The sequence below is a fragment of the Rhizobium sp. NFR03 genome (assembly GCF_900111275.1).
In the GTDB taxonomy this organism is placed as follows: domain Bacteria; phylum Pseudomonadota; class Alphaproteobacteria; order Rhizobiales; family Rhizobiaceae; genus Ferranicluibacter.
This window is the reverse complement of the sequence record NZ_FOGR01000002.1, coordinates 628,011-646,528: the sequence shown is the minus strand read 5'-3', so window position 1 is coordinate 646,528 and position 18,518 is coordinate 628,011. Positions and strand designations below refer to the sequence as shown.

The following is an 18,518-nucleotide window of genomic DNA, read 5'->3' as shown; positions in this document are numbered from 1 at the left end:
AGACATGAAATAACCGGCGCGTTCGCGCCGATACCGATGATCCACATCTGAGACAGGGGCCCGAGGGGCCCCGGAAGGATAGGCCATGACCGTCGATCCCCGCATCGCAGCCATCACCGCCCGTATCGTCGAGCGCTCCAAGCCATCGCGGGAACTGTACCTGCATCGGGTGCGCAATGCGGCCGCCAAGGGCGTTCATCGCTCCGTGCTCGGCTGCGGTAATCTCGCGCACGGCTTTGCTGTCTGTTCCCCCTCCGAGAAGGTCGCGCTGTCGGGAGACACCGTGCCCAATCTCGGGATCATCACCTCCTATAACGACATGCTGTCGGCGCATCAGCCGTTCGAGACCTATCCGGCGATGATCCGGCAGGCCGCGGCGGAAGCGGGCGGCATCGCGCAGGTGGCCGGCGGCGTGCCCGCCATGTGCGATGGCGTGACGCAGGGTCAGCCGGGCATGGAGCTGTCGCTGTTCTCTCGCGACCTCATTGCCATGGCGGCCGGCATCGGGCTCTCGCACAACATGTTCGACAGCACCGTCTATCTCGGCGTCTGCGACAAGATCGTGCCCGGCCTGATGATCGCCGCCATGACCTTCGGCCATCTGCCCGCCGTCTTCATTCCGGCAGGCCCCATGACGACAGGTCTGCCGAACGACGAAAAGGCCCGCGTGCGCCAGCTCTACGCCGAAGGCAAGATCGGCCGCGACGAATTGCTCGATGCGGAATCCAAGTCCTACCACGGGCCGGGCACCTGCACCTTCTACGGCACGGCGAATTCCAACCAGATGGTGATGGAGATCATGGGCTTTCACATGCCCGGCGCTTCCTTCATCAATCCCGGCACGCCTCTGCGTGACGCGCTGACGCGCGAGGCCACCAAACGGGCGCTCGCCATCACCGCGCTCGGCAATGAATTCACGCCGGCCGGCGAGATGATCGACGAGCGCTCGATCGTCAATGGCGTCATCGGCCTGCATGCGACGGGCGGCTCGACCAACCACACCATGCACCTCGTCGCCATGGCACGCGCAGCCGGCATCATGCTGACGTGGCAGGATATTTCCGAGCTTTCGGACATCATTCCGCTGCTTGCCCGCGTCTATCCGAACGGATTGGCCGATGTGAACCATTTTCACGCCGCCGGCGGCATCGGCTACCTCATTGGCCAGCTTCTCAAGACCGGCATGATCCACGAGGACGTCCGTACCGTCTTCGGCCATGGGCTTCAGGCCTATGCGATCGACGTGAAGCTCGGTGAGAACGGCACAGTTGCCCGCGAGCGCGCGCCGGATGTCAGTCACGACCCGAAGGTGCTCGCCACCATCGACAAGCCTTTTCAAGCAACGGGTGGGCTCAAGATGCTCACCGGCAACCTCGGCAAGGCCGTCATCAAGATTTCCGCCGTCAAGCCGGAACGCCACATCATCGAAGCGCCGGCAAAGATCTTTCACGATCAGGCGAGCCTCAACGACGCCTTCAAGGAGGGTAAGCTCGAGGGCAATTTCGTCGCCGTGGTGCGCTTCCAGGGCCCCAAGGCCAACGGTATGCCCGAACTCCACAAACTGACGACCGTGCTCGGCATCCTTCAGGACCGCGGCCAGATGGTCGCCCTCATCACCGACGGCCGCATGTCCGGCGCTTCCGGCAAGGTCCCGTCCGCCATCCACATGACGCCTGAAGCGAAAGACGGCGGCCCGATCTCCAAGATCCGCGAAGGCGACATCATCCGCCTCGACGCCACGACCGGTGAGATCAACGTGCTGGTGTCAGACACCGAACTCGCCGCGCGAGCACCGGCCGAAGCGGATCTGGACGGCAATGAATTCGGCATGGGCCGGGAGTTGTTCGCACCATTTCGGGCGATGACGGGTGCTGCGGAACACGGGGCGAGCGTGTTTTTTCATTGAGTCTCTCTGATCCAACTTTCTAAAATATCCGGGCGTTGTATATTTTAGAAATGAAGGTTCTCACGTTTTGCGGTAACAGTCTCCGAGATCTGCGGGCCTTTCCCGATACGGTCAGGCGTGAGGCCGGCTATCAACTTGAGAAAGTGCAGAACGCACATCCGCCCTCTGACTGGAAGCCCATGCCGTCCATCGGCAAGGGTGTCCAGGAAATCAGAATAAGAGATGAATCCGGCGCTTTCCGTGTGATCTATGTCGCCCGGTTTGCGGATGCTGTTTACGTGCTACATTGTTTCCAGAAGAAGACACAAAAGACAGGCAAGACGGACTTGGGCACGGCGACGCAACGCTATCGCGATCTGGTCAGGGAACTTGATCCATGATGAATGAAACATTTGCAAATGTCTGGGATGCGATAGAGGATAACCCCGCTGAAGCCGAGAACCTGAAGCTTCGATCGAAACTAATGGCGGCACTTGAGCATCATATCCGCGCAGAGGGCTGGACGACGGTCGAAGCCGCAGACCGGCTGTCAGTGACCCAACAGTGTGTTTCGGATCTTATGCGAGGGAAAATCTCGTTGTTTTCGATCGACGTTCTGGTGACCCTGCTTGTAAGAGTAGGGCTGCACGTCGATGTTCTCGTTCGGGATGCGGCTTAACAGCGGCTTGGCCTCAGACCGTCTGTTCAAGATCTGCCCGGGTGAAAACCGGAAAAACAGGCAGATCGGGGAGGCCTGCAATAGAAGGATTACCCTCTCCACGCCAAATGGCGCACACTACGGCGCTAACCGTCGCGTTCTGCTCCCTTGCCAGGCGATATGCATCCGCGACGGCTCCACCCGTGGTGATGACATCTTCTATGAACGTGATGCGCTTGCCGGAAACGTCCTGCCCCTCGATTGCGCGACATGTTCCGTAGGTCTTCGCAGTTTTACGGATAAACGCTGCGGGTAAGCCTGTCTCCAGCGAGAGAGCGGTAACCAGCGGGATGCCGCCAAGCTCCAGTCCGGCGATGATGTCCGTATCGGACGGCAACAGATTTGACATGGCTTTGGCCAAGGCCTTGAGCAGTCCGGGGTTTCCTTCAAAGCGATACTTGTCGAAGTAGCGGTTCGAAACCTGACCGGACCGAAGGTGAAAGACACCATCGAGTGCTGCAACGGAGCTTATTTGCCTTGCGAGTTCTACGGTCATCCGGGCTCTCCTTCACGGTCACCCACCAATAGGCGACAACCACTTCATCAGCAATCCCTCATGGAATTGAACGATCGTCTCTCTGCCATGTCACCGCCGATACGTCTTCCCCTCCCCGTCGAACAGATGCAGCTTTGCCCGTTCCGCCGTGAACCGCACCCGTTCTCCCCGCTTGAAGGGCTGGATGCCTGAGAGTTTGGCGATGATGGGTTCGTCGGGTACGAGGCCTTCGATGTAGAGGAGGGTGACTTCGCCGAGCGCCTCGACGATGGAGACGGTACCCTCGAACAGGAAGCTGTCGCCGGTGGTGATCTGGAGATCTTCCGGGCGGACGCCGAAGCTGGCCTGCCGGCCGCTCTCAGTTTCGGGCGTGGGTATATCGAGGATATCGCGCTTGCCGCCAACGAGTTCAACCGTCGTCTGGGCGCCAGTTGCGACGATCCGGGCGGGTATGATGTTCATGGCGGGCGAGCCGATGAACCGGGCGACGAAGAGGTTGGCGGGACGCTCGTAGAGTTCGAGCGGCGGGCCGACCTGCTCGATATGGCCGCCGGAAAGCACGACGATGCGGTCCGCGAGCGTCATCGCCTCTACCTGATCGTGGGTGACGTAGATCATGGTCGTATCGGCCATCTGCTCATTCAGACGGGCGATCTCGATGCGGGTAGCGACACGCAGCGCCGCATCGAGGTTCGACAGGGGCTCGTCGAACAGGAAGACTTTGGGATCACGGCAGATGGCGCGACCGATGGCGACGCGCTGGCGCTGACCGCCGGAGAGCGCCTTCGGCAAACGGTCCAGATATTGCGTGAGTTGCAGGATGTCGGCAGCGGCACGGACGCGCCGGTCGATCTCCTCCTTGCTTTCCTTGGCGATGCGCATGCCGAAGGCCATGTTGTCGTAGACCGTCATGTGCGGGTAGAGCGCATAGGACTGGAACACCATGGCGATGCCGCGCTTGGATGGCGGGGTATCGTTGACCTTCTCGCCCTCGATGAACATCTCACCGCCGGTGATCTCCTCGAGCCCGGCGATCATGCGCAGCAGCGTCGATTTTCCGCAGCCGGACGGGCCGACGAAGACGATGAACTCCCCCTTCTCGATCGTGAGATCGATGCCGTGGATGACATCCACGGCGCCATAGGATTTGCGGATCTTGCGTAGTTCCAGTCCGGACATGTGTCCCTCCCTGTTCACTTCCATCTTGATCGTCAGACGATCCGCGCGAAAAAACCGCTCCAGGCGGGCAATGTAATGCTGTTGTCGCCAAGTTCCGAGGCAAAGCCATGGCCGGTCAAAACCTCAAGCCGCTCGGCTGGCCGTTCGACCGAAACCGTCTCTCCGCTCATGTTGAAGAGGCAGATGAGCGTCTCGTTTCCATGGGTCCGTTCGAAGCCAAGGATCGGCGCCGCATACGGCTTGAATGCGAACTCGCCCTTGGCCAACGCCTTGTGCTGACGGCGGAAGGCGAGAAAGCGGCGGTAGTGGTGGAGGACGGAGCGCATGTCCTGCTCCTGCACCGAAACGGCACGCGTCAGATGCTCGGGCGGGACCGGCAGCCAGGGGCGACCATCGCCAAACCCGCCGTTGGACGCATCGGCATCCCAGACCATCGGCGTGCGGCAGCCGTCGCGTCCCTTGAAGTCGGGCCAGAACTGGATGCCGTAGGGGTCCTGCAGATCCTCGAAGGCAAGGTCGGCCTCGGTCAGCGCCAGTTCCTCGCCCTGATAGATGCAGACGGAACCGCGCAGCGACATCAGCATGCTGGCGAGGAATTTCGCATGCGCGTCGTGATCCGCAACGCCTTGCCCCCAGCGGGAGACATGGCGCACGACATCGTGGTTGGAGAACGCCCAGCAGGCCCAGCCCTCCGGTGCGGCACGCTCGAAGGCGTGCTGGACCTCCGCGACGCGGGCCGGCGTCAGCGGGTCCGGGGCAAGAAATTCGAAGGCGTAGCACATGTGCATCTTGTCGCCGCCGGATGTGTACTGGCCGGCGATTTCGAGACCTATCTGGCTGTCGCCCACCTCGCCGACTGCGGCAATGGCGGGATACTCGTCCATGACAGCGCGGAAGCGCTGGAGGAAGGCGATGTTTTCCGGGCGGTTCTTGTCGTAGATATGTTCCTGATAGTTATAGGGATTCACAGCCGGTGCCGTGTTGGCATTGCGGCGCTCGGGTGCCAGCGCCGGGTTGTCGCGCAGCTCCACATCATGGAAGTAGAAGTTGATCGTGTCGAGCCGGAAGCCATCGACGCCGCGCTCCAGCCAGAACCGCTCGACCGATATCAGCGCATCCTGAACCTCGGTATTGTGCAGGTTGAGGTCGGGCTGCGAGGTCAGGAAGTTGTGCATGTAATATTGCAGGCGCGTCGGGTCCCACTGCCATGCAGACCCGCCGAAAATCGACATCCAGTTGTTGGGCGGCGTGCCGTCCGGCTTGGAGTCCGACCAGACGTACCAGTCCGCCTTGGGATTGAAGCGGCTGGAGCGGCTTTCGGCGAACCACGGGTGCTGGTCCGACGTGTGAGAGAGCACGAGGTCGATCATGACCCGGATTCCCAGACGATGCGCTTCAGCGATCAGATCGTCGAAGTCGGACAGCAGGCCGAAGATCGGATCGACACCATTGTAGTTCGAGACGTCGTAGCCAAAATCCTTCATCGGCGACGTGAAGAAGGGTGAGATCCAGATGGCATCGACATTCAGCGAGGCGATATAGGGCAGCCGGCGCGCAATCCCCTTGAGATCACCGATGCCGTCATCGTTGCTGTCCTGATAGGAGCGCGGATAGATCTGATAGATCACGGCGCCTCGCCACCAGTCGCGGTCGGTAGACAGCAGGGCAGAGGTCTGTTCGTTCATGCTCTGGAGAGGGGACAGGCTCATGGGAATGGATGGGTCCTTGGACGGGGTTCGGGAGACGATGGGTTCAGGTCGTCTTGTCGGTTATCAGCCGCCCTTGACCGATCCCGCCAGCAGGCCGCGCACGAGGTAGCGCTGGAGGCTGAAGAAGACGATCAGCGGAATGATGATGGTGATGAAGGCCGATGCCGTCAGGATTTCCCAGTTTCCGCCGCGCGAACCCAGCAGATTGACGAGGCGACCGGTCAGCACCAGTTCGTTATTGCCGGTGCCCAGGAAGACCATGGCGATGAGCAGGTCGTTCCACGTCCACAGGAACTGAAAGATGGCAAAGGAGGCCAGCGCGGGAAACGACAGCGGCAGGATGATCTTCACGAAGATGTCGAAGTCGCTCGCCCCATCGACGCGGGCGGACTCCATGATCTCGCGCGGCAGGCCCGCCATGTAGTTGCGCAGCAGATAGATGGCGAGCGGCAGGCCGAAGCCCATATGCGCGAGCCAGATCCCGACATAGGTTTTGGCCGGCAGGCCGAGAAAGGCGCCGACACCGTTGTAGAGCTTGAGCAGCGGGATCAGCGACATCTGCAACGGCACGACCAGCAGGCCGACGACGACGGCGATGAGGATGGTGCGGCCGGGAAACGGCATCCAGGCGAGTGCATAGGCTGCAAACGCCGCAACGAGGATGGGGATGATCGTGGAGGGGATGGCGACCGTCAGCGAGTTGATGAACGACGCGCCAATGCCTTCCGCGTTCAGGACCTCCCGGTAATTGTCGAAGGTGAAGCGCGAGGGTACGGCCGCCTGAACGAAGATACGCTGGCCGCGCGAACCCTCCATGGCGACGTCGGAAACGATCTCGAACGCTCCGTCCTCCTGAACGGTCAACCGCTCGCCATCGCTGAGCGTCGCGGTCTGGCCAGGTTCGAAGGCTGCCGGCTCCTGCGTGCGAAAGCCGAATGCGGAAACCTTGGCGCCGGGATTGTCGAGCACATTGCCTGAAATGACGAACTTGCCGTCCCGCTGCTGCTGCGCTTCCGGCCCTGGTGCCCGCACGGTCAGGTTCTGACTGGAGGTGGACAGCGCCGTCCACCAGCCTGACACGGCCAGCTGGTCCTTGTCGCGCAGAGACGAGATGAGGAGGCCTGCCGTCGGGATCGTCCAGAGGATGACCAGCAGAAGCACGGAGAGATGGACGAAGAGAACGAGCGAGGAGCGTTTCGATGCGATCATCTCAGTGTCCCTTCATCTCTTTGGCAGCATTGCGGATGTTCCAGACCATGATGGGCACGACGAGAAGCATGATGACGACGGCGATCGCCGCGCCGCGGCCGAAATCGCCGCCACCCCGGAACATCCAGTCGAACATGAGATTGGCCAGAACCTGTGTCTGCCACTGCCCGTTGGTCATCGCGAGCACGATGTCGAAGACCTTGAGCACGAGGATGGTGATGGTCGTCCACACCACGGCAATGGTTCCCCAGATCTGCGGGATCATGATCTTGAAGAAGATCTGGAAGCCGTTGGCCCCGTCGATCACCGCCGCTTCGACCGTTTCCTCCGGGATGCCGCGCAGCGCTGCCGACAAAATGACCATGGCAAAACCGGTCTGGATCCAGACGAGGATCGCCATCAGAAAGAAGTTGTTCCAGAGCGGGATGGTCATCCACGCCTGCGGTTCGAAGCCGAAAGCGGTGACGACGGCGTTCAGCAGACCGATCTGCTCGGTGCCGGCCGCGCGGTAGTCGTAGATGAATTTCCAGATGACGGATGCGCCGACGAAGGAGATGGCCATAGGCATGAAGATCAGCGTCTTGGCGATGTTGCCCCACCAGATACGGTCGGTCAGGGCCGCGATGATCAGGCCGAAGAAGGTGGCGAGCGCCGGGACGACCAGCAACCAGAGAAAATTATTGAAGATCGACTGGCGGAACTCGCCGTCGTTGAACATCCAGACATAATTGGCGCCGCCGACGAAGGTCTGCCCCGTGCGATCGTGGAACGAGAGCCAGACGGATTCGAAGACCGGATAGATCAGGTAGATCGTCATGGCGAAAAGCGCGGGAAACAGGAAGAGCCAGGGGCGGATGGCGTTGCTGATGCGCAGGTTGCGCGATGCCTTGGCGCCGGATCGACCCTTCGACGGAAAAATCAGATCGAGGATCAGGTTCGTTCCGTAGAAGTAGGCGGCGCAGGCGAGGACGCCGGCCACCATCGTTATCACAGCCATCAACAATTGCTGCATGTTCCCCCCTTTACAGCGCGACGCGTCATCAGTGCGCACGTCCATTCGCTGTAACGCTTTATACCTGCTGCATCATTCCGAGGAGCGATTGACACTTCCGGAAGATGCAGGAGCCGCGGCGCGGCCGGCCATTGTCACGATCTTCGATCACCGAGCGCCACCTGACATGATGACAGGTGGCGCTACGTTGCGAAGCGATCGTTACTTGATGCTGTCCCAGGACTTCTGGATGTCGGTCGCCACATCGGCTGCCGGCTTGCCGCCGACATAGTCGATCATGGCGGTCCAGAAGGCGCCGGCGCCGATCTTGCCAGGCATCAGGTCCGAGCCGTCGAAGCGGAACGTGGTCGCATTGAGGAGAATATCACCCTGCTTCTTCATCGGCGCGTTGGCGTAGGTATCGAGATTGACACCCTTGTAGGGCGTCAGGAAGCTCGACTGGGCCATCCAGACCTCATGCGCGATCGGCGTCTTCAGAAAGTCGAGAAAGGCGCGCGAAGCCGGCGTGTCCTTGGTGATCATGGCGAGCGTGCCGGCACCGAGAACCGGGTTGCCGAGATCCGGCTTGCTGGCATAGGGCGGCATGTAGAAGAAGTCCGCATCTTCACCGACCTTTGTGCCTTCCGGGAAGAAGGACGGAATGAAGGACGCCTGATGGTGCAGGTAGCACTTCGGTGGAGACGCGAAGAGGCCCTTGGGGCTGTCGCGGAAGTCGGTGGACGAGACCGCCTGCGTGCCGCCATCGACATATTTGGGGTTCTTGGCAAAGAAACCGAACTCGTCGATCGCGCCGACGACGGCGGGATCATTGAACGGAATAGCGTTCGAGACCCATTTGTCGTAGGTGTCGGCCGGCTGCGTGCGCAGCATCATGTCCTCGACCCAGTCGGTCGCCGGCCAGCCGGTCGCGCCGCCCGAACCGAGACCGATGCACCAGGGCGTGCCGCCATCGGCCACGATCTTGTCGGTCAGGGCTTTCAGCTCTTCCATGGTCTTGGGCACTTCATAGCCCGCATCCTCGAAGTTTTCGGGCACGTACCAGACGAGCGACTTGACGTCGATCTTGTAGGGAAACGCGTAAAGCGCTTTCTGGCCGTCTTTGCCGGCATAGGTCGACAGATCGACCCAGGACTGGCCGGCGGCGTAATTGTCGAGGAGCCACTTGTCCGTACCCTCGCTGAGAGGCGTCAGATAGCCCTTCGAGGCGAGATCGGCGATGAGACCCGGCTGGGGCAGGATCGCGACATCCGGCGGCGAACCCGCCTGCGTGTCGATAACGATCTGCTGCTCGTAATTCTCAGACGATGAATATTTTACGTCGGCACCGGTGACGTCACGGAAGTAATCGAGCACCGCTTCGAACAAAACCTGGTCTTCGCCACGCCACGGACCGAAGATGGTCAGTGATTGACCCTTGAGGTCATGCCCGGACTTGAAGTCCTCATAGCTCTTCCAGTTGAACTTGGCGTCTTCGCCGGGCTTGAACTTCAACTCCGCAGCCGAAGCAGTTCCTGCGAAAAGAGCAAGCGCAGCTGCGCCCAGAATCAATTTGGTCTTCACGTGTTTCCTCCCGAAAAACCGCTGCACCTCGATACGCATGTTCAATCGACATTCTCTCTCAAAGCGCTTTGAGAAGCGTAAGAAATCATTGGTAGAGGCGGCAAGTCAAGAGGTTTCACGGCTTCGTCCATCGTAAGTCGTTAATTTGCAATGCAGCAACGTTTCGCAGCGCAAGAAGATATAAACGGTTTTGCGCAGTCGAAGCTTCGGTGATAATGACCGATCATACCGCTTTGAGCAGGATATCGAAGCGCTTTGGCGGGGGTTGGAGATGGTCGTCAATCTTAGACAGCTGGCCGAGATGCTTGGCCTGTCGCAGACGACGGTCAGCCGGGCGCTGAACGGCTATCCGGAGGTGAATGCGGAAACGCGCGAGCGTGTGCTTCAGGCCGTGCATGATACAGGCTATCGGCCGAACCGCGTCGCGCAAAGGTTGGCGACCGGGCGCGCCGCCTCGATCGGCCTCGTGATGACCGTTGCTCCCGATATCGATGCGGACGTGCATTTCAGCGCCTTTCTGACAGGTCTCGGGGAAGCCGCCGTCCGCCACGACTTTCACTTCGTCATCAATCCCAGCGCGCCGGAAGAGGAAGAAACGACCTTTCGGCGGCTGGCGGCCAGCGGCAATGTCGACGCCCTGTTCATCGCCTCCGTGCGTCGCGACGATCCGCGAATCGAGATGCTGCGCTCCTTGCCGATCCCGTACCTTGTGCACGGCCGGGCGATCGGCCAGGGCGAGGACTACCCCTTCCTCGACATCGACAACGAGGGCGCCTTCTACGAGGCGACGACGTTGCTGATCTCGCTCGGGCATCGACGCATCGCGCTCATCAACGGACAGGAGCATCTGACGTTCGCCATGCGCCGCAAGGCGGGCATGCTGGCAGCCCTGCAGGATGCCGGGCTGGAGACGCAGGACGTTCTGATTGCCCATAATTTCATGACCGACGAACACGGCTTTCGGGCAACCACGGCCTTCCTCGCCGATGCCCGGCCGCCGTCCGCCATTCTCTGTTCCAGTACGGTCATGGCGGTCGGCGTCGTCAGAGCTCTCTCGCGTGCCGGTCTGAGGGTCGGAGACGACGTTTCCCTGATTGCGCATGACGACGTGCTGCCGCTGTTGAAGCCGGAGCATTTCAACGTGCCGCTGACGACGACACAGTCGTCGCTTCGCGCTGCGGGTGCCCGGGTTGCCGAACGACTGATCACTCGTGTGCTGAACCCGGAAGACGCTCTGGAACACGAGGTGTGGAAGGCCGAGCTGATCATCCGGGACTCGACCAAGCCGGCACCGCGGAACTGTCACTCTCACGGCTGACGGCCGCAGACGCGGTCCGTGGAAGCTTAGAAGCTCGGCACGTTCGCGCCGGCGGCGCGGTGGGCCGCGATGACCGTATTGGCCATCAGCATGGCGATGGTCATCGGCCCGACGCCGCCGGGAACCGGCGTGATGGTGGCAGCGACCTGGCTGCATTCGTCAAAGGCGACGTCGCCGACGAGGCGGGTCTTCCCCTCCCCGCGCTCGGGCGCAGCAATGCGGTTGATGCCGACATCGATGACGGTGGCGCCGGGTTTCACCCAATCCGCCTTGACCATTTCCGGCCGGCCGACCGCGGCCACGAGAATATCCGCATTGCGGCAGACGCCGGCCAGGTCCCGTGTGCGCGAATGTGCAACCGTCACGGTCGCATTGGCAGCGAGCAACAAGGCGGCCATCGGCTTGCCGAACAGGTTGGAGCGTCCGATGACGACGGCATTCAGGCCCGAAAGATCGGCGCCGTGTGTCTGGCGAACAAAGACCATCGCGCCGGCTGGCGTGCAGGAGACGAGGCCCCCCTCGAGATCGCCGGTCGCGAGCTTGCCGGCATTGACGACGTTCAGTCCGTCCACATCCTTTTCCGGTCGGATCGACTGAATGATCGTATCGGCATCGAAATGCGGCGGCAACGGCAGTTGCACGAGAATTCCGTGAATCGCGGGATCGGCATTGAGCCGATCCACGATGGCGGCGAGATCTTCCTGGGTGGTTTCTTCCGGTAGCGTATGTTGCACGGAAACGAAGCCGCACTCCTTGGCCATCCGGCTTTTCGAGGAGACATAGGTGTGGCTGGCCGGATCATTACCGACAATGACGACCGCAAGCCCGGTCTTGACGCGGTGACTGTCCTCCAGCGAGCGAGCCGCCGTCTTGACGCGGTCGAGAACGGAGGCGGCTACAGTCTTTCCATCGATAACGGTGCTCATCAGGCCCTCGCGGATGTGGTTCGTGCAGAGGGACATATAGGGCGCGAACGCCGGCAGGTCGCCTCAATGCGTCCTAAGCTGTTCTTCGCGAGGATTTCAAGGCCGACATGCGCCTGCACCGGAAGATCGCTCTCCGGTGCACCGTTTTCGCTCACGGTGGAACGTCGTGGCGGATCTTTACTGCGACGTGATCCTGCGCTGGGCCGGCTGGGTGCGTGTCGTCCGCGGTCCGATCAGCTTGCGCCAGAGCACGAAACGCAGGAAGACCGGGATGCCGATGACGTAGCGCTTCCACAGGCGATGCGGCTCGATGGTCATGCGGTAGAGCCATTCCAGGCGCATGCGACGGATGGATTCGGGCGCACGCGGCACTTCGCCAGCGATGAAATCGAACAGCGCGCCCACTCCGAGCACAAGCCGGGCATGTCCCGGACCGACATGGCGATCGATCCACTTTTCCTGACGCGGCGTGCCCATGGCGATCAACAGGATGTCGGGTCTCGCCTTGCGGACCTTCGCCATGACGGCGTCGGAGTCCGACAGATCGAAGTAGCCGTCCGATACCGGGATGAATGTGTGCCAGGGCGTGTGCTTGGAAAAATTCTCGGCCGCCCGCTGCAGAACATCAGGGCGAGCGCCCACCATGGCGACGCGGCGAGGCGTGCGCATATAGGTCAGCATCGCGGGCACGAAATCGGTGCCGTTCAGGTTGGCAGGAAACGGCTTCCCATGGAAGATCTTGGAGGCAATATCGACGCCATGGCCATCCGGCAGCACGACATGCCGCTCCAGAATCGCTCGATAGTCCGGGTCGTGCATCATGTAGTTGGCGTTGTTGGCATTCAGGAAGGAAATGATCGTCTGCCCGATTGGCAAGGAGGCAACCTCGTCCACGAAAGTAAAGGCTTCCTCCCAGTCGAAATCACAGACCGCGAGGTCCAGAATATCGCGGTGGGACGGCTGGATCGAGACGGGCGGAAAATATTTCATGCGGGCAATCCTCCATCAAGAAGCATCGCGCCGTAAGAGCATCCTCCTCATTCGCTTGTCGCGGCTCTCGCCCGTCGCCGCGGTCAAGCGGAAACGGAGCGGGCCGTGACGAGACGGATGGTCCCGGATGCCTGTGCGGTCACGATCCTCGGATCAATTGACGGCACATTAGCAAAGCGGTCTGAAATCGCGTTTAAACCATTCAATCAAAAGCCTTTTCCGGAATTCAGGATCCGTTTACGACGATCCCGCGAAAAGGCGAGCAAGAGCAAGGATAACAACCGGGGAAACGATATTTCCCCCTCGGCGATGGCCATGCGATCGTTTCAAGGCGATACAGGCCGGTGACGGGAGGGAGACTCACCTCCACCGGCTCAATGGCCGGCAGCTGCCTTTTCGGCCGCACCGGGTATGACGTCGTGTGCGGTGTTGCCGTTGCGGTCGACGATCGCGACGGGCTGCGGCTGCTTGCGGGTCTCGCGATTGGCAACGCGCGCGACATCGGCCTTGGAAAGATATTCCAGCTGCTCGACCAGCACCTCGAAGATCACCTCATCCTTCATCTCCTCGTTCAGGCCCGCCTTCACGACAGACTTGAAATTGGCGAGATCGAAGGACTTGCTGTCCTCGACATTGATCAGCTGCTTGCCGACGAGGATGTCGAACAGCGCGTTGGTGACGGTCTCCTTCAAAGGAACCGGCAGCGTCTTCACCTTCGTCTTGTCCACGGCGAAAGAGAGCTTCGTCAGGAAATATCCCTGCACGCCGCCATCGCGGAGCACGGGAACCGTGATCAGCTCGCCGGGAACGTATTCCTGCACGGCGAGCCGAGCCTGCTCCTCACTGGATTCCACCGGTGCGGAGGCGTGACGCATCGAGACATAGACCGATCCGAGCGTGATACCTGCGACCCAGACGCCGGTGAGAAGAAGCTTGATCATGACATCGCGCCGTAACGGTATTGTTCTTCGGAATAGATGCCATCGGCATCGGCATCCTGCGCCACGGTCTTCAACAGCTCGACCACCGAGCGGCAAGCCTCCAGATGGGCTTCGACCTTCTCGGAATTGGTCGCCAGCTTGTTGCGGATATGCTTGGCCTGCGACAGGTAGGACGGGGATATGTCGGTCGGCGTCTGCTTGCGGTTGAGCATGGTCAGCTCATAAAGGCACCGGCTCTTGCGCAGGTTGGACGCCTTGAGATCGAAGCTGGGATCGACGCCGATGCGGGCGTTCTCATTGTCGAGGATCATCTCGAGCCGACCCAGAATGTTGCGGACCCGCACATCGCCCGAAGCCTGAATTTCCATAGAACGTCTCCCGTCTTGACAATGCGCCCGGGTGGATTTCGCCGCTCACCCTGCGCCTGCATTCCTGATTTTCCGCGCGTATCGCCATCGGGCCAGCCCAATGACGCCACCTGCGAAACATGAAACTCTCCCGGCAGCCGGGCATCGAAAGATGGCGGCCGCCCGTTCGCGTCGCGACGCCGGCCCTTTCGGGCCAGTCGTCTTTTTATTCCGTACTGCCTGTCGAGGACAGAGCGTCGCTCGCCAGGACGCCGTCCAGCGCCTTGCGCTGATATTCCTGCACCATGCTCTGGGCCATGTTGCTGCTATTGCCATCGAGCTGCGCGCTGACGCGGTTGGTCATGCTCGTGCCGCCGGCACCGTCAGCCACCATGCTTGCGGCTATGCCGACGCCGTCGCCCTTGGCCATGACGTTACCGATCTGCTCGGCCATCATGCTCTTCCAGATGTCACCGGCGGTGCCCTTGCCGTAGACGTCCTCGCTATTGCTTGGCATCATCGACTTCACGAAGTTCTGGAGCACCATGGCCTCGAACTTGCGATAGGTTTCCGGCACTTTTTTCGGCTCGGCGCGATTGTCGATATTTCCGAGACCGGAGCCGCTCCGGCTCTGGTCGAGGATCGCGACTGTGTTGGCAAAGCCGTTGCCGGTCTCTGCAAGGCTCGAAGCGCGGAAGGCTGCCCGGTTGGACTGCAGACGCGCCTGGGCTTCCTTGACCTGCGTCGGATCGGCCGCGCGCAGGACATCCATCACCAGATCGGTCGGAGGGGAAATGGCCATCCGGTTGCTTTCCTTCGCCATACAGCTTGCAGCCCGCTGAAGAGCGGATGCATTCCGTGATGAAAATCAGATATTTGGCCGGACGAAACGAAGACGTCGCATCCTGCCGACCGGGGCCACTATGAGTGGTCAAGCTTACCGGAAGCTGGCGCGCCATGCATGACGTGCTGGTCGATGAGATCGTAGATGGCATCGTCCGCTTCCGCCCGCTCCTCGAGCGCGCGGGCATCCTTCATATGCTCGGCCAGCCGGTCGCCCTTTGCCCGCTCCTTGAGCACGCGCGCCTCGTGCACCTGCTGAATGCCTTCGAGCATCTGGTCCTTCTGCGCGAGACGGCCGAGCTGAGATGCGTAGTGGCCGGAGAACATGGCATGGAGGGGCTTGGCCGAGCCCATGGCATCCGCCACGACGTCGATCGTGGTGGCAAGCTCGCGGCGCTGGCGGGCGGTTTCGGAAAGCTCGTTTTCCGCCATCTGTTCGAGATGGCGCTGGACGGCGACGAGGCGCTTCAGCTTGTCGGAGCGGTTTCCGGCCATGTCTATATCCCCTGCATGACGACGGCGAAGCCATCGGCGAAAAGCCGCAGCATGGCGGCGATGCCCAGATAGAGAAGGAACAACCCGCCCATGATGAGATAGGGTGCGGAGATGAAGTAGAGCGGCATCTGCGGCGCCAGCTTGTTGACCATGCCGAGCGCGACGTTGAAGAGCAGGCCGTAGATGATGAACGGGCTCGACAGGCGCAGCATGATCATGAAGGTCATTTCCAGCGCATTGGTCATCGTGATCAGGATGCCTTGCGGATCGAACCCGACGCCAAGCGGCATGGCCCTGTAGCTGTCGAAAATCGACTCGAAGATCACATGATGGAAATCGAGCATGAAGAGCACCATGAGCCCCGCAAAGGAGATCATGTTCGTTACCTGGTTTTCCGAGGAATCTTCGAGCACGTCGCTGGCCGGCGGCGCGGTAAAGCCGATCATCATGGTCAGCACCGTGCCGACGAATTGAAGGCCCAGCGCGTAGAAGCGGGCGATGAGGCCGATCACGCTGCCGATGACGATCTCGGTCGTGATGATGTAGATATAGGTGTGACCTTTGCCCGAGATCTGCGGGTAGATATCGTTCCACATCAGCGGCAGGATCGCCATGGATATCGCGACCGCCGCGAAAAGGCGGATCTGGACCGAGACACGCGCCGACGAGAAACCCGGCATGACCATGATGCAGGCGCCGATACGGCAGAACGCCGCAAACAGCGCCAGCACAGTGCCTTCCGGGTCTGTTATCATGAAATGGAGCCGATGATCTTGATCTCGATGCCCTTTGCGAGCTCGACATGGCTGAGGACCGGCAATGTGGCAAACAGGCGTTCGATAATCATGCGCACATAAGAGCGGGATTCGGGCGAAGATACCAGCACGAACGGCATGCCGCGATCCAGATGCTCGCGGATCACGCGGGTCGCCTCCTCGCTGAACTCTTCGAGGTGACGCGGATCGATGTCGAACTCGACGATATCGCCCTTGGCATCCCGCTTGAGCGCCTGGTGGAAAACCATGTCCCACTTGTTGCCAAGCCGCAGCACGCGCAGCGTTCCATTGTCGGAGAGGTCACCGCACAGCTGCTGCGACATGCGGACCCGAACGTGCTCGACGATGTGCTCGGTCTTGCGAACGTGCGGGGCGAGTTCGGCGACGGCTTCGAGGATCAGGTGCAGGTTGCGGATGGAGACGCGCTCGGCAAGGAGCAGCTTCAGCACGGCCTGCAGACCCGAATAGGACATGTGCGAGGTGCAGATTTCGTCTGCGAGCTTGCGGTATTCCGGGTCGAGACGCTCGATGAGGATCTTGACGTCCTTGTAGGACAGCAGCTGCGGCAGGTTGTTGCGGATGACTTCCGACAGATGCGTGAGCACGACGGAAACGTTGTCGATCGGGTGGAAGCCCTCGCGCTTGAGGTCTTCGGTGAAGGTTTCGAGGATCGAGACCGCGGGCATGCCGAAGGCGGGCTCGCGGATATCGTCGCCGGGAACCGTCGGGCGCCGGCCACCGCCGGTGACGACGATGACTTCGCCGACACGCACCGTGTTCGATGCGATCGTCGTGCCGTGGACGCGGATGTGATAGGCCTTGTCCGGCACGGCGATGTCGTCGGAGACCTTGATCTCGGGAACGATGAGCCCGTACTGGCTGGCGAACTTGCGGCGCATCTTGCCGACGCGGAAGGCGAGTTCCTGATGGGCGCCGAGCAGTCGCGTCGAGACCTGCTTGCCGAGCAGCAGCTCGATTTCCGCGGTCTTGAGGACGGACTTGACGCTGTCCTTCTCGGAATCCTTGACCTGGGCCGCCGTCTGCAAATCCTGCTCGCGCTTCAGCTGGCTTGCGGCCGCCGCACGGCGCGGGATGACGTAGGCCATGGCGGCCATGCCGATGCCGAGCGTGGCAAAGGGAATGAAGGGCAGACCCGGGATAATGGACAGCATGGCCAGCAGACTGGCCGCCACCATCAGCGCGCGGGGATAGTTGCTGAGCTGGCCGACGACCGCCTGGTCGGTAGAACCCGAGGTGCCGCCGCGCGACACGAGAAGGCCGGCCGCGAGCGAGACGATCAGGGCCGGGATCTGCGAAACCAGACCGTCACCGACCGAAAGCTTGACGAACACGTCCGCTGCTTCGCCGATGGACATGCCGTGGCGGAAATAGCCGATGATGATGCCGCCGAACACGTTGATGCCGGTGATGAGAAGACCCGCGACCGCATCGCCGCGCACGAACTTCGAGGCACCGTCCATGGAGCCGAAGAAGGAGCTTTCCTCCTCCAGTTCGCGCCGGCGGTGCTGCGCTTCCTTCTCGTTGATCAGGCCCGCCGAAAGGTCGGCGTCGATCGACATCTGCTTGCCGGGAATGGCATCGAGGGTGAAGCGGGCGCCGACTTCCGCGATACGCGTGGCACCCTTGGTGATGACGATGAAGTTCACCGTGATCAGGATGAGGAAGACGATCAGACCGATCACGAAGTCGCCGGACATGACCAGGCTGGCAAAGCCCGCGATGACACTGCCGGCGGCGTCGTGCCCCTGGTGTCCGTGCGAGAGAATGACGCGCGTGGTCGCGATGTTCAGCGCGAGGCGGATCATGGTCGAAATCAGCAGGATGACCGGGAAGGACGAGAAATCGAGCGGCCGCTGGATCCAGAGCGATACCATCAGGATAAGAATGGAGAAGGCGATGGAGAAGGCCAGCCCCATATCGATCAGGAACGGCGGGATCGGCAGAAAGAGGATCGACAGGATCGCGACGATGCCGAGCGCGAAGCCGACATCGCGCCCGTTCGGCGCGATCTTGGGAATGACTATTGCAGGAGGTTGTGCCATCGGAATGTCCGTCTCGTCATGAGAGGCGGGCGACATTCATACCTGTCGCCC

The 18,518-nt window shown here is 61.2% G+C and carries 18 protein-coding genes; 4 read left to right on the top strand and 14 right to left on the bottom strand.

Annotated elements, in window-relative coordinates; all coding sequences use genetic code 11:
* Window positions 1-85: 85 nt before the first annotated feature.
* Genes edd through BSG19_RS08310 form a run of 3 tightly spaced genes read left to right on the top strand, consistent with a single transcriptional unit; the run spans window position 86 to window position 2,564 of the window.
* Window positions 86-1,906, top strand: coding sequence for a phosphogluconate dehydratase (gene edd, locus BSG19_RS08320; RefSeq protein ID WP_092986668.1), 1,821 nt, complete (start codon window positions 86-88; stop codon window positions 1,904-1,906).
* A gap of 50 nt (window positions 1,907-1,956) precedes the next feature.
* Window positions 1,957-2,286, top strand: a complete 330-nt coding sequence (locus BSG19_RS08315) for a type II toxin-antitoxin system RelE/ParE family toxin (protein WP_210185383.1) — start codon at window positions 1,957-1,959, stop codon at window positions 2,284-2,286.
* Window positions 2,283-2,564 carry a helix-turn-helix domain-containing protein gene (locus BSG19_RS08310; RefSeq protein ID WP_092986666.1) on the top strand — a complete coding sequence of 94 codons (282 nt, stop codon included), beginning with the start codon at window positions 2,283-2,285 and terminating at the stop codon, window positions 2,562-2,564. The genes BSG19_RS08315 and BSG19_RS08310 overlap by 4 nt, the downstream gene beginning before the upstream one ends.
* Before the next feature lie 13 nt (window positions 2,565-2,577).
* Here BSG19_RS08310 and pyrE read toward each other — a convergent pair whose 3' ends face one another.
* The 6 genes from pyrE to BSG19_RS08280 all read right to left on the bottom strand — a co-directional run bounded on the left by pyrE (window position 2,578) and on the right by BSG19_RS08280 (window position 9,768).
* Window positions 2,578-3,099, bottom strand: a complete 522-nt coding sequence (gene pyrE, locus BSG19_RS08305) for an orotate phosphoribosyltransferase (RefSeq protein ID WP_092986664.1) — start codon at window positions 3,097-3,099, stop codon at window positions 2,578-2,580.
* A gap of 90 nt (window positions 3,100-3,189) precedes the next feature.
* Window positions 3,190-4,278 carry an ABC transporter ATP-binding protein gene (gene ugpC / locus BSG19_RS08300; protein ID WP_092986662.1) on the bottom strand — a complete coding sequence of 363 codons (1,089 nt, stop codon included), beginning with the start codon at window positions 4,276-4,278 and terminating at the stop codon, window positions 3,190-3,192.
* 32 nt (window positions 4,279-4,310) lie between these two features.
* The gene (locus BSG19_RS08295) at window positions 4,311-5,963 is read right to left on the bottom strand and encodes a beta-galactosidase BglA (RefSeq protein WP_170865913.1); all 1,653 of its coding nucleotides are present in this window, start codon (window positions 5,961-5,963) and stop codon (window positions 4,311-4,313) included.
* 87 nt (window positions 5,964-6,050) lie between these two features.
* Complete coding sequence (locus BSG19_RS08290) at window positions 6,051-7,196, bottom strand: carbohydrate ABC transporter permease (RefSeq protein ID WP_092986658.1); 1,146 nt, start codon at window positions 7,194-7,196, stop codon at window positions 6,051-6,053.
* Between the two features lies 1 nt (window position 7,197).
* Window positions 7,198-8,208: a carbohydrate ABC transporter permease gene (locus BSG19_RS08285; protein ID WP_092986656.1), complete on the bottom strand. Its 1,011-nt coding sequence runs from the start codon at window positions 8,206-8,208 to the stop codon at window positions 7,198-7,200.
* A gap of 201 nt (window positions 8,209-8,409) precedes the next feature.
* Window positions 8,410-9,768: an ABC transporter substrate-binding protein gene (locus BSG19_RS08280; protein WP_092986654.1), complete on the bottom strand. Its 1,359-nt coding sequence runs from the start codon at window positions 9,766-9,768 to the stop codon at window positions 8,410-8,412.
* Between the two features lie 271 nt (window positions 9,769-10,039).
* Here BSG19_RS08280 and BSG19_RS08275 point away from each other — a divergent pair, with 271 nt between their 5' ends.
* Window positions 10,040-11,086 carry a LacI family DNA-binding transcriptional regulator gene (locus tag BSG19_RS08275; protein ID WP_092986652.1) on the top strand — a complete coding sequence of 349 codons (1,047 nt, stop codon included), beginning with the start codon at window positions 10,040-10,042 and terminating at the stop codon, window positions 11,084-11,086.
* Window positions 11,087-11,112: 26 nt separating this feature from the next.
* On the opposite strand, the gene folD is transcribed toward BSG19_RS08275, so the two are convergent.
* The 8 genes from folD to flhA all read right to left on the bottom strand — a co-directional run bounded on the left by folD (window position 11,113) and on the right by flhA (window position 18,467).
* Window positions 11,113-12,012, bottom strand: a complete 900-nt coding sequence (gene folD, locus BSG19_RS08270; protein ID WP_092987357.1) for a bifunctional methylenetetrahydrofolate dehydrogenase/methenyltetrahydrofolate cyclohydrolase FolD — start codon at window positions 12,010-12,012, stop codon at window positions 11,113-11,115.
* 177 nt (window positions 12,013-12,189) lie between these two features.
* Window positions 12,190-13,002, bottom strand: coding sequence for a WecB/TagA/CpsF family glycosyltransferase (locus tag BSG19_RS08265; protein WP_092986650.1), 813 nt, complete (start codon window positions 13,000-13,002; stop codon window positions 12,190-12,192).
* A 374-nt stretch (window positions 13,003-13,376) separates the two neighbouring features.
* Window positions 13,377-13,943: a hypothetical protein gene (locus tag BSG19_RS08260; protein ID WP_092986648.1), complete on the bottom strand. Its 567-nt coding sequence runs from the start codon at window positions 13,941-13,943 to the stop codon at window positions 13,377-13,379.
* On the bottom strand, window positions 13,940-14,311 hold the full coding sequence (locus BSG19_RS08255; RefSeq protein WP_092986646.1) for a hypothetical protein: 372 nt from the start codon (window positions 14,309-14,311) through the stop codon (window positions 13,940-13,942). The genes BSG19_RS08260 and BSG19_RS08255 overlap by 4 nt, the downstream gene beginning before the upstream one ends.
* Before the next feature lie 205 nt (window positions 14,312-14,516).
* The gene (locus BSG19_RS08250) at window positions 14,517-15,092 is read right to left on the bottom strand and encodes a rod-binding protein (protein WP_092986644.1); all 576 of its coding nucleotides are present in this window, start codon (window positions 15,090-15,092) and stop codon (window positions 14,517-14,519) included.
* Between the two features lie 119 nt (window positions 15,093-15,211).
* On the bottom strand, window positions 15,212-15,628 hold the full coding sequence (locus tag BSG19_RS08245) for a hypothetical protein (protein ID WP_092932179.1): 417 nt from the start codon (window positions 15,626-15,628) through the stop codon (window positions 15,212-15,214).
* Window positions 15,629-15,630: 2 nt separating this feature from the next.
* A complete protein-coding gene (gene fliR / locus BSG19_RS08240) occupies window positions 15,631-16,383 on the bottom strand; it encodes a flagellar biosynthetic protein FliR (protein ID WP_092986642.1) in 753 nt (250 codons plus the stop codon).
* Window positions 16,380-18,467: a flagellar biosynthesis protein FlhA gene (flhA, locus tag BSG19_RS08235; protein WP_092986640.1), complete on the bottom strand. Its 2,088-nt coding sequence runs from the start codon at window positions 18,465-18,467 to the stop codon at window positions 16,380-16,382. Before flhA ends, fliR begins: the two co-directional genes overlap by 4 nt.
* Window positions 18,468-18,518 lie beyond the last annotated feature (51 nt).

What these genes read in the sequence shown, in the direction of transcription:
- edd (WP_092986668.1), top strand. Translation starts at nt 86, where the DNA reads ATGACCGTCGATCCCCGCATCGCAGCCATCACCGCCCGTATCGTCGAG.
- BSG19_RS08315 (WP_210185383.1), top strand. Translation starts at nt 1,957, where the DNA reads ATGAAGGTTCTCACGTTTTGCGGTAACAGTCTCCGAGATCTGCGGGCC.
- BSG19_RS08310 (WP_092986666.1), top strand. Translation starts at nt 2,283, where the DNA reads ATGATGAATGAAACATTTGCAAATGTCTGGGATGCGATAGAGGATAAC.
- pyrE (WP_092986664.1), bottom strand. Translation starts at nt 3,099, where the DNA reads ATGACCGTAGAACTCGCAAGGCAAATAAGCTCCGTTGCAGCACTCGAT.
- ugpC (WP_092986662.1), bottom strand. Translation starts at nt 4,278, where the DNA reads ATGTCCGGACTGGAACTACGCAAGATCCGCAAATCCTATGGCGCCGTG.
- BSG19_RS08295 (WP_170865913.1), bottom strand. Translation starts at nt 5,963, where the DNA reads ATGAACGAACAGACCTCTGCCCTGCTGTCTACCGACCGCGACTGGTGG.
- BSG19_RS08290 (WP_092986658.1), bottom strand. Translation starts at nt 7,196, where the DNA reads ATGATCGCATCGAAACGCTCCTCGCTCGTTCTCTTCGTCCATCTCTCC.
- BSG19_RS08285 (WP_092986656.1), bottom strand. Translation starts at nt 8,208, where the DNA reads ATGCAGCAATTGTTGATGGCTGTGATAACGATGGTGGCCGGCGTCCTC.
- BSG19_RS08275 (WP_092986652.1), top strand. Translation starts at nt 10,040, where the DNA reads ATGGTCGTCAATCTTAGACAGCTGGCCGAGATGCTTGGCCTGTCGCAG.
- folD (WP_092987357.1), bottom strand. Translation starts at nt 12,012, where the DNA reads ATGAGCACCGTTATCGATGGAAAGACTGTAGCCGCCTCCGTTCTCGAC.
- BSG19_RS08265 (WP_092986650.1), bottom strand. Translation starts at nt 13,002, where the DNA reads ATGAAATATTTTCCGCCCGTCTCGATCCAGCCGTCCCACCGCGATATT.
- BSG19_RS08260 (WP_092986648.1), bottom strand. Translation starts at nt 13,943, where the DNA reads ATGATCAAGCTTCTTCTCACCGGCGTCTGGGTCGCAGGTATCACGCTC.
- BSG19_RS08255 (WP_092986646.1), bottom strand. Translation starts at nt 14,311, where the DNA reads ATGGAAATTCAGGCTTCGGGCGATGTGCGGGTCCGCAACATTCTGGGT.
- BSG19_RS08250 (WP_092986644.1), bottom strand. Translation starts at nt 15,092, where the DNA reads ATGGCCATTTCCCCTCCGACCGATCTGGTGATGGATGTCCTGCGCGCG.
- BSG19_RS08245 (WP_092932179.1), bottom strand. Translation starts at nt 15,628, where the DNA reads ATGGCCGGAAACCGCTCCGACAAGCTGAAGCGCCTCGTCGCCGTCCAG.
- fliR (WP_092986642.1), bottom strand. Translation starts at nt 16,383, where the DNA reads ATGATAACAGACCCGGAAGGCACTGTGCTGGCGCTGTTTGCGGCGTTC.
- flhA (WP_092986640.1), bottom strand. Translation starts at nt 18,467, where the DNA reads ATGGCACAACCTCCTGCAATAGTCATTCCCAAGATCGCGCCGAACGGG.